Annotated in this window: 8 protein-coding genes and 1 tRNA gene; 7 read left to right on the top strand and 2 right to left on the bottom strand. The window is 71.0% G+C overall.

The genetic code is table 11. The features are described 5' to 3' along the window. Window positions 1-117: 117 nt before the first annotated feature. Window positions 118-1,770: a beta-N-acetylhexosaminidase gene (locus tag ACWDSL_RS49720; RefSeq protein ID WP_450495920.1), complete on the bottom strand. Its 1,653-nt coding sequence runs from the start codon at window positions 1,768-1,770 to the stop codon at window positions 118-120. Between the two features lie 136 nt (window positions 1,771-1,906). On the opposite strand from ACWDSL_RS49720, the gene ACWDSL_RS49715 reads away from it, so the two are divergent. From ACWDSL_RS49715 to glmS, 3 genes are all read left to right on the top strand, one after another. Continuing rightward, entirely contained in the window at window positions 1,907-2,845 is a 939-nt protein-coding gene (locus ACWDSL_RS49715) for a DUF4429 domain-containing protein (RefSeq protein ID WP_450495918.1), read from the top strand. A gap of 75 nt (window positions 2,846-2,920) precedes the next feature. Continuing rightward, window positions 2,921-3,196 carry a hypothetical protein gene (locus ACWDSL_RS49710; protein WP_450495916.1) on the top strand — a complete coding sequence of 92 codons (276 nt, stop codon included), beginning with the start codon at window positions 2,921-2,923 and terminating at the stop codon, window positions 3,194-3,196. Window positions 3,197-3,310: 114 nt separating this feature from the next. Further along, entirely contained in the window at window positions 3,311-5,152 is a 1,842-nt protein-coding gene (glmS, locus tag ACWDSL_RS49705; protein WP_450495914.1) for a glutamine--fructose-6-phosphate transaminase (isomerizing), read from the top strand. Between the two features lie 307 nt (window positions 5,153-5,459). Here glmS and ACWDSL_RS49700 read toward each other — a convergent pair whose 3' ends face one another. Continuing rightward, complete coding sequence (locus tag ACWDSL_RS49700) at window positions 5,460-5,981, bottom strand: universal stress protein (protein ID WP_089506941.1); 522 nt, start codon at window positions 5,979-5,981, stop codon at window positions 5,460-5,462. A 451-nt stretch (window positions 5,982-6,432) separates the two neighbouring features. On the opposite strand from ACWDSL_RS49700, the gene ACWDSL_RS49695 reads away from it, so the two are divergent. The 4 genes from ACWDSL_RS49695 (at window position 6,433) to ACWDSL_RS49680 (ending at window position 9,353) form a co-directional block, all read left to right on the top strand. Beyond that, window positions 6,433-6,759: a hypothetical protein gene (locus ACWDSL_RS49695; protein ID WP_450495913.1), complete on the top strand. Its 327-nt coding sequence runs from the start codon at window positions 6,433-6,435 to the stop codon at window positions 6,757-6,759. 438 nt (window positions 6,760-7,197) lie between these two features. After that, a complete protein-coding gene (locus ACWDSL_RS49690; protein ID WP_450495911.1) occupies window positions 7,198-8,559 on the top strand; it encodes a helix-turn-helix domain-containing protein in 1,362 nt (453 codons plus the stop codon). 5 nt (window positions 8,560-8,564) lie between these two features. Then, window positions 8,565-9,173 (top strand): oligoribonuclease, encoded by a 609-nt coding sequence (gene orn, locus ACWDSL_RS49685; protein ID WP_450495909.1) that lies wholly within the window; start codon window positions 8,565-8,567, stop codon window positions 9,171-9,173. A gap of 107 nt (window positions 9,174-9,280) precedes the next feature. Next, window positions 9,281-9,353 (top strand) — tRNA-His (locus ACWDSL_RS49680). Window positions 9,354-9,393: the final 40 nt, after the last annotated feature.

The raw sequence follows: 9,393 nt of genomic DNA, 5'->3' as shown, positions 1-9,393 counted from the left end.
GGCTGACCGGTCAGCCCGCGAGACCCGGTCAGCCCCCGCGGGCTGACCGGGCCTCGCGTGGGCTGACGGCTCGGCGTCGCGCGGCCGGGCGCTCGTTCGGGCCGTGGCTCGCGCGGCTCAGCGCGTGGGCCACGGCACCTGGGGCGAGCGGTAGTAGTCGATGCCGAGCGCGTCCCAGCGCGGACCCTGTGCGGCCAGCCGCATCCGGTACCCGGCCCAGTCATGCGTGGCGGCCGGGGACCAGCCGAGCTCGGCGATGCCCGGGAGCCGGGGGAAGGCCATGTACTCGAGGTGCGCGCTCGTCGACAGGGTCTCCGTCCACAGCGGCGCCTCGACCCCGAAAACCGAGGACGCGGGCGCGCCCTTGATATACGCGCCCGGGTCCCAGTCGTAGGACTGCCGGGCATCCACCAGCCCGGCCCAGTCCTGCCCCAGCGGGGTGTCCTTGTCGTACTTCATGTCCAGGTAGGCGCGGTTGGCGGGCGAGAGGATCAGCCGGGTGCCCGCCCTGGCGGCGTCCGCGACCTCCTTCTCGCTGCCGTCCTGCCCCCAGTACTGGGCGATGGCCCCCTTGGCTGGCCGGGCGCCGGTCAGCTGGTGCCAGCCGATCACCGTCTTGCCGTACTTGGCGACGAGCGGCTGGACCCGGTCCATGAAGGCCACGAAGTCCTCATGGCTGGTGGAGTGCGCCTCGTCGCCGCCGATGTGGAGATAGCGGCCGGGGGTGAGCGCGGCAACCTCCCGGATCACATCGTCCGCGAAGTCGTACGTCACCTCCTTGGGCGCGCACAGCGAGCTGAAGCCGACCTCGGTGCCGGTGTAGAGCGGGGGCGCGACGCCGTCGCAGTTCAGCTCGGCGTAGGAGGCGAGCGCGGCGTTGGTGTGGCCCGGCATGTCGATCTCGGGGACGACGGTCAGATAGCGGCTCGCCGCGTACCGCACGATCTCCCGGTAGTCGGCCTTGCTGTAGAAGCCGCCGGGCCCGCCGCCGACCTGGGTGGAGCCCCCGTACGCCGCGAGCCGTGGCCAGGAATCGATGGCGATCCGCCACCCCTGGTCGTCCGAGAGATGCAGATGCAGCGTGTTGATCTTGTACAGCGCGAGCTGGTCGATATACGCCTTGACCTGGCCGACGGTGAAGAAGTGCCGGGACACATCCAGCATCGCGCCCCGGTAGGCGTAGCGCGGCACATCGGTGACCGTGCCGCCGGAGACGGTCCAGGGGCCGGACTGCCGGGTGTGCCGCTCGACCGCGGCGGGCAGCAGCTGCCGCAGGGTCTGCACGCCGTGGAACAGCCCCGCGGGCCCGCGGGCGCTGATGGTGATCGCGCGCCGGTTCACCTCCAGCCGGTAGCCCTCCGTCCCGAGGCCGCGCCCGCCGGGCGAGGTGCCGAGGAGCCGCAGCCGGATGGCGTCGCCGCCCCGGCCCGGCGCCGTGCTCCAGCCCGCGGTGACCGGCAGCCGGTACCCGGTGGAGGGGCGCAGCACGCCCGCCAGATAGTCGCCCACCTGGCGCGCCGCGCGGGAGCCCGGGGCCACCTGGATCCGGGTGTGCGGGCCGATCGTGTACGGGGTCTTCGCGGGCCGTACGGAGGCGGGCGCGGGCACGACCCGGTCCAGCGGCACCGGCAGCGCCCCGGCGGCGGACCCGGGCGCCGCCGGGCCTGCGGCCGGATCGGATGGGCTCGCGGTGGCGGCGGTCCCCGCTCCCGCCGCCACGGCGAGCAGCAGGGAGCACAGGAGGCTGAGGCGGATCCGACGTCGTCCCACGGCGTCCCCTTCGTCAGGCTTCGTCAGGTGGACCAGTTCGTCAGGCAGACCAGACCTTCATCCTGGGTACCGCGAGACCGAATTGAGGTCAAGGTCCAGACCAATCCGGGCCTGTCGACCTGTCAGAATTTCCGCCATGGCGGAACTCACCCAGCGCGACGGAACATGGAGCTTCGACGGCGACACCGTGCGGATCGTCCCTGGCCGGGACAAGCGGGTGAATCCGGTGCGCCAGGCGCTCGGCGAACTCGCGGTGCCGCTGGAGGCGTTGGCCGGTATCGCGTACGAGCCGGGGCGCCGGACCGGGCGGCTGCGGCTGAAGCTGCGCGAGGGCGCGGACCCGCTGCTCCAGGCGGCGGGCGGCGAGCTGCCGGACGCCGCCGACCCGTACCAGCTGCCGGTGGAGTCCGAGCGCGCGGGCGTCGCCGAGTACATGGTCGACGAGGTGCGCCAGGCCCTGCTGCTTGAGCAGGTGGACCCCGGGCCCTGCGACCGCTATCTGCTGCCGGGCCCCTCGGTGCCGCTGTCGGCGTCGGCGGGTGACGGCACGGCCTTCTTCGACGGCGAGCGGATCCGCCTGGAATGGAACTGGAAGACCGAGCAGGCGAAGAAGTCGGGCGGGCCGCGGGTCGTCCCGGTGTCGGATATCGAGGCGGTGAAGTGGAGCCCCGCCAAGGGCCTGGAGAACGGCTACCTCCGCTTCGCCCTGATCAAGGTCCCGACCTCGGCCCCGCCCAAGTACGACCCGTACGCCATCGTGATGTACGGCCTCAAGAGGGACCCGCTGATGGCCCTGGTCGCGGCCGCGGTCACGGCCCGGCTGCCGCACCCCGCCGGGCCGCCGGAGCCCGCCGACGCGGTCCCGGTGCCCGCCGATACCGCCCCGGTGGCGCTGACCAAGGCCCCCGCGGCGCCCAGGACCGGACACGACGGCGACAGCGACGACGGCCGGCGCGAGGCGGATCACGACGCGCTGCTGCGCCGGCTGCGCGAGCTCGGCGAGCTGCGCCGCGACGGGGTCCTCACGGAGGAGGAGTTCACCACCGTCAAACAGGCCGTGCTCCGCCGTTTCTAGTCACCCACCCCTCCCTCCTGCCCGATATCGGGCAGGATTCTTGCGAAACGGGACGGCTCACCGCAGTATCTACGAGTGCTCGATCGCCGTATGTCCCACGATGACCTCATCGACCACCTGGTACACAGCACGCCGCTCAGCCGCGGCGAGGCCGCCCGGGTGGTGCTGGACGTGCTGGCGTACTTCGACGAGACGACCGAGGAGTTCGTCCGCCGCCGCCACCGGGAGCTGCAGTCCGGTGGGCTGACGAACGCGGACATCTTCGAGCGGATCACGGCCGAGCTGCCGTACCGCGCGGTGGCGCCGCCGGACCTCTCGCTGCGCCAGCTGCGCCGCATCGTCTACGGCTGAATCGTGTACGGCTGAATCGCGTACGGCTGAATCGCGTACGGCCGAGCCGCCGGGCGAGCAGCCGCCGAAGCCGAGCACTCATGAGCGACCCAACAGGGAGGGACTGACACCACCATGTGCGGAATCGTTGGATATATCGGGAAGCGCGATGTGGCGCCGCTGCTGCTGGAGGGCCTTCAGCGCCTGGAGTACCGCGGCTATGACTCGGCCGGGATCGCGATCCACGCCAAGCCCGCCAAATCAGGGCAAGCCACACCATCCTCCGGGCTGAAGACCGCCAAGGCCAAGGGCCGGGTCCGCGAGCTGGAGGCCAGGCTCCCCAAGCGCTTCGCGGGCACCGTCGGCATCGCGCACACCCGCTGGGCCACCCACGGCGCCCCCAACGACATCAACGCACATCCGCACCTGGACGCCGACGGCAAGGTCGCCATCGTCCACAACGGCATCATCGACAACGCCGCCGAGCTGCGCGCCAAGCTCACCGCCGACGGCGTCGAGCTGATCTCCGACACCGACTCCGAGACCCTGGCCCATCTGATCGGCCGCTCGCAGGCCGACACCCTGGAGGAGAAGGTCCGCCAGGCCCTCGCCCTGGTCGAGGGCACCTACGGCATCGCCGTACTGCACGCGGACTTCCCCGACCGGATCGTCGTCGCCCGCAACGGCTCCCCCGTGGTGCTGGGCATCGGCGAGAAGGAGATGTTCGTCGCCTCGGACGTCGCCGCCCTGGTCAGCCACACCCGCCAGGTGGTCACCCTCGACGACGGTGAGATGGCCACCCTCAAGGCCGACGACTTCCGTACGTACACCACCGAGGGCTCCCGCACCTCCGCCACGCCGACCACCGTGGAGTGGGAGGCCGAGTCGTACGACATGGGCGGCCACGACACCTATATGCACAAGGAGATCCACGAGCAGGTCGACGCCGTGGACCGGGTGCTGCGCGGACGGATCGACGACCGCTTCGCCACCGTCCGCCTCGGCGGGCTCAACCTGGACGCCCGCGAGGCGCGCGGGGTGCGCCGGGTGAAGATCCTCGGCTGCGGCTCGGCGTACCACACGGGTCTGATCGGCGCCCAGTTGATCGAGGAGCTGGCCCGCATCCCCGCGGACGCCGAGCCCGCGAGCGAGTTCCGCTACCGCAACCCGGTCGTCGACCCGGACACGCTCTACATCGCGGTCAGCCAGTCCGGCGAGACATACGACACCCTGGCCGCCGTCCAGGAGCTCAAGCGCAAGGGCGCCCGCGTGCTCGGCGTCGTCAATGTCGTCGGCAGCGCGATCGCCCGCGAGACGGACGGCGGGGTGTACGTCCACGCGGGCCCCGAGGTGTGCGTGGTGTCCACCAAGTGCTTCACCAACACCGCCGTCGCCTTCGCCCTGCTGGCCCTCCACCTCGGCCGGATCCGCGATCTGTCCGTCGCCGACGGCAAGCGGATCATCGCCGGGCTGCGGCGGCTGCCCGAGCAGATCGCGGAGGTGCTGCGCGGCGAGGAGGAGATCAAAAAGCTCGCCGCGGAATACGCGAATGCGAAGAGCATGATGTTCGTCGGCCGGGTGCGCGGCTACCCGGTGGCCCGTGAGGCCTCCCTGAAGCTCAAGGAGGTCTCCTACGTCCACGCCGAGGCGTACCCGGCCTCCGAACTCAAGCACGGCCCGCTGGCGCTCATCGAGCCCGAGGTGCCGACCGTCGCCGTGCTGCCGGACGACGATCTGCTGGAGAAGAACCGCGCGACGCTGGAGGAGATCAAGGCCCGCAGCGGCCGGATCCTGGCCGTGGCGCACCAGGAGCAGGAGAAGGCGGACCACACGATCGTGGTGCCGCGCAACGAGGTCGAGCTGGACCCGATCCTGATGGGGATTCCGCTGCAACTCCTCGCGTACCACACGGCGCTGGCCCTCGGCCGCGACATCGACAAGCCGCGTAACCTGGCGAAGTCCGTCACGGTGGAATAACCGCCCGTCAGGCGGGCCCGCCGCCTGACCACTCGGCGGTCCCCCGCGTGTGCCACCACGCACGCGGGGGCCGCCTCCCCTGTGCCGGCGTCGCCCTTACGCCGGCAGGTGAGCCGCCGACGGGAACCGTCACTTCCCGGCCGGCGGCACGCTGACGCACGCCCGTTCGCTCGTTTTGTACCCGTCACAAACGCACAATCCACCTCTACGCACGGGTAGATTTGGCGTTTGTCAAGCCGGACTTGGCGCCATCTACCCGGCTGTCAAAGGGAGTTGAGGGTGTCTGGTTTCCAGCGATCCTCAGCGCTCAGGGAATGACCACCACGGGCCGCTGCGCCCGGCGCGCCAGCCGCCCCGCGACCGAGCCGAAGATGCGCCCCACCAGACCGTGCGTGGAGCCGACGACGATCGCGTCGGCCGCGTACTCCCGGCCGACCTCCTCCAGCTCATGGCAGATGTCCCCGCCCCGCTCCACCAGGATCCAGGGCACCTCGGCGAGATGGTCGGCGCAGGCCAGCTCAAGGCCCAGCACCTCGGTGCGGTGGTCGGGCACATCGACGAAGACGGGAGGCTCGCATCCGGCCCATACGGTCGTCGGCAGCCGGTTGGCCACATGGACGATGATCAGTCCGGAGCCGGAGCGCCGGGCCATGCCGATCGAGTACGCGAGGGCGCGCTCGCTCGATGTCGAACCGTCGAATCCCACCACGACGCCGTGCTGGAACGCCGGATCGCAGGAATGACGTGATTCTTCCGCCGCTTCGGGGTGCGCCATGTGATCGGCGACCCGCTTGCGGTCCGCGGGTTCGGGGATTTCGTGACCGGCCATCGGTGTCTCGGCGAAGGAAGTCCTCGTGAGGAGGGAACGGCGGGGGCTCAGGGGTTGCAGTTGTCGGGGACGGCGGCTCGCCGGCGCTCGGGGGAGCGTATCGAACGAACCGAATCCGTCCGGGATTCATCTTTCCAAGCCCTTACCCCTAAGGGTACGGCGCCACTCCCCTCCTGCCCAGAGAGCTCTTGGGCGGCGAACCGCCCGAGGCGTTCCACGGAGCATGCCGGAGGGCGGCCCGTAACGCAATGCCCCAAGTGGTCCCGACCGTGCCGATGTGCGGCTCCGCCGGGTGGCCCGAGTGAGCCTCTAGCAAACCCTGAGTCTTCGTGGGCCGTACACCGAGCGGACGGTTCGCAGTGACCCTGACGCCCGCTCGGCGTTGTAGTAGCCGCGCGGTGATCGCGCACCGCCCCGGCCCCCCGTCCGCCGCCCTCCGAGGAGCAGATACGTGCCCGCCACCGTCGAGTACGACGCGCCCCACGAGGGCCGTGACCACCCCGCCAGAACCCCGGCCGGGGAGGCGGCGGACGAGGTGATCCGCTGGGGCGCGTTCAGCTGCGCCCTGGTGCCCGTCGTGCTGCTGGTGTGCGGTTCGCCGTTCGGCGCGGCGGCCGGCGCCGCCGTCGGTCTCGCCGCGGTCACCGCCGTCTGCCGGGCGCTGCTGCGCCGCTGCGAGCGCACCGCCGCCAGGCTCGCGGGAACGGTCGTCAGTCCACATCGTGGACGACATGGGCGGACCGGAATCGGGGCTCACAGGGGCGGCCGGCGCGGCTGAGGGCGCGCTCCGTAGCGCTCCGGGTACACAGTGGTGAGCGTCACCGCAGGGGTCGTACGCCCGGCGGAGGACCCTTCCGCACGTCTGCGCCCACTTCTTTTCAGCCAACTTCCCCTCAAAGTTCTTTCCTTGGCAAACGCTCGCCCCAACCCCCTCCGACCAGCGAGGAAAGGGGTATTGGCGGGCCCTACCCCCTACGCGAAGTGGGTACGAAGGCTAGGCGTACTTCACAGGGAGGCCCACGAGTGCAACGCTTCGTGATCGAATGCTTCCCGCCAAGTTGTCATGTCGACATAGTGGCGGGTGGTGAACTGGTCACGGCGACCACACGCGACACAGTAGATTCGATCTTGGCCATGACCGGCGGGGGAACCGTTCAGGACCGAGGGGAAACGTGCAGGACCGAGAGGACGCGACCACCGAGGGGGGCTTAGTTCGATGAGCCAGGACTCCACGACCGTACCGGAGACCTCGCGCAAGCTCTCCGGACGCCGGCGACGAGAAATCGTCGCGGTGCTGCTCTTCAGCGGCGGCCCTATCTTCGAAAGCTCCATCCCGCTCTCCGTCTTCGGCATCGACCGTCAGGACGCCGGAGTCCCGCGGTATCGACTGCTGGTGTGCGCGGGCGAAGATGTGCCACTGCGAACGACCGGCGGACTGGAACTGACCGCACCATACGGCCTGGAGGCGCTGTCCCGGGCCGGCACCGTCGTCGTACCGGCCTGGCGGTCGATAACCCAGCCGCCACCGACCGCCGCGCTCGACGCGCTGCGCCGCGCGCATGAGGAGGGCGCGCGGATCGTGGGCCTGTGCACCGGGGCCTTCGTACTCGCCGCCGCGGGGCTGCTGGACGGCCGCCCGGCGACCACCCACTGGATGTACGCGCCGACGCTCGCCAAGCGCTATCCGTCCGTCCATGTCGACCCGCGCGAGCTGTTCGTGGACGACGGCGACATCCTGACCTCGGCGGGCACCGCCGCGGGCATCGACCTGTGTCTGCACATCGTGCGCACCGACCACGGCGCGGACGCCGCGGGCGCCCTGGCCCGCCGCCTGGTCGTCCCGCCGCGCCGCAGCGGAGGGCAGGAGCGCTATCTGGACAGGTCATTACCAGAGGAGATCGGCGCGGATCCGCTCGCCGAGGTCGTGGCGTGGGCGCTCGAGCATCTGCACGAGCAGTTCGACGTCGAGGCCCTGGCCGCCCGTGCCTATATGAGCCGGCGCACCTTCGACCGCCGGTTCCGCTCGCTCACTGGGAGCGCTCCACTGCAGTGGCTGATCACCCAGCGGGTGTTGCAGGCGCAGCGGCTCCTGGAGACCTCCGACTACTCCGTCGACGAGGTCGCCGGGCGCTGCGGCTTCCGCTCCCCGGTCGCGCTGCGCGGACATTTCCGGCGGCAGCTGGGGTCCTCCCCGGCCGCCTACCGGGCCGCGTACCGCGCCCGCAGGCCGCAGAGCGGCGCCCCGGACCGCCCGGACCGTCCCGAGCGCCTGGAGCGGGGCGACCGGCTGGAGCGGGGCGACCGGCTGGAGCGGGGCGACCGGCTGGAGCGGGGCGACCGGCTGGAGCGGGCCGAGCTGGGCGAGCAGCGGTCCGGTGAGCACTCCATGCCGCTACGGCGCCCCGGTGCGCCGCTCGCCCACCCGGCCCACCCCCATCACGCTCCGCATCCGCACGGCGGAGCCGATCTGGGCAAGCCGGAGTCCGACGCCTACGCCCCGCGCCTGCCCGAGCAGGCCACCGGTCGTGCGCCCGGCCGCCCGACCCTGCCCGGCCAGCGGGAACGCCCCGTAGGGTGAGACGTATGAACGATCGCATGGTGTGGATCGACTGCGAGATGACCGGGCTCTCGCTGTCGGACGACGCGCTTATCGAGGTGGCCGCGCTGGTCACGGACTCCGAGCTGAACATCCTGGGTGAAGGGGTGGACATCGTTGTCCGGCCGCCCACGGAGGCGCTGAGCACCATGCCCGAGGTGGTGCGCGAGATGCACACGGCCTCCGGACTGCTCGCGGAGCTGGACGGCGGGACCACGCTGGAGGACGCCCAGCGGCAGGTCCTGGCGTACATCCGCGAGCATGTCCCGGAGCCGGGCAAGGCCCCGCTGTGCGGAAACTCGGTCGGCACCGACCGCGGTTTTCTGCTCCGGGACATGCCCGAGCTCGAGAGCTATCTCCACTACCGGATCGTCGACGTCTCGTCGATCAAGGAGCTGGCCCGCCGCTGGTATGCGCGCGCCTACTTCAACAGCCCGAAGAAGAACGGCAACCACCGCGCTCTCGCGGATATCCACGAGAGCATCGCGGAGCTGCGCTACTACCGGGAGGCGATCTTCGTCCCGCAGCCCGGCCCGGACTCGGACACGGCCAAGTCGATCGCCGCGAAGCACGTCCTCCCGGCCCGGCAGTCGTGACGCTCTTGCTCCCGGCTGCTTCCTGCACGGAAAAGCCGGGAGCGAGCACCCCCGCGGACCCTGTACACTTTTTCTCGGCCGGTGCGGAGCGGAAAGCGCCGGTCATGGTGGGTATAGCTCAGCTGGTAGAGCACCTGGTTGTGGTCCAGGATGTCGCGGGTTCGAGTCCCGTTACTCACCCTGCATGACTGAGGGCCTGACCTGCGCAAGCGGGTCAGGC

The organism is Streptomyces sp. NPDC000941, from assembly GCF_053599555.1.
Note: the sequence above shows the minus strand (reverse complement) of the source record. Positions and strands in the feature narration are given on the sequence as shown.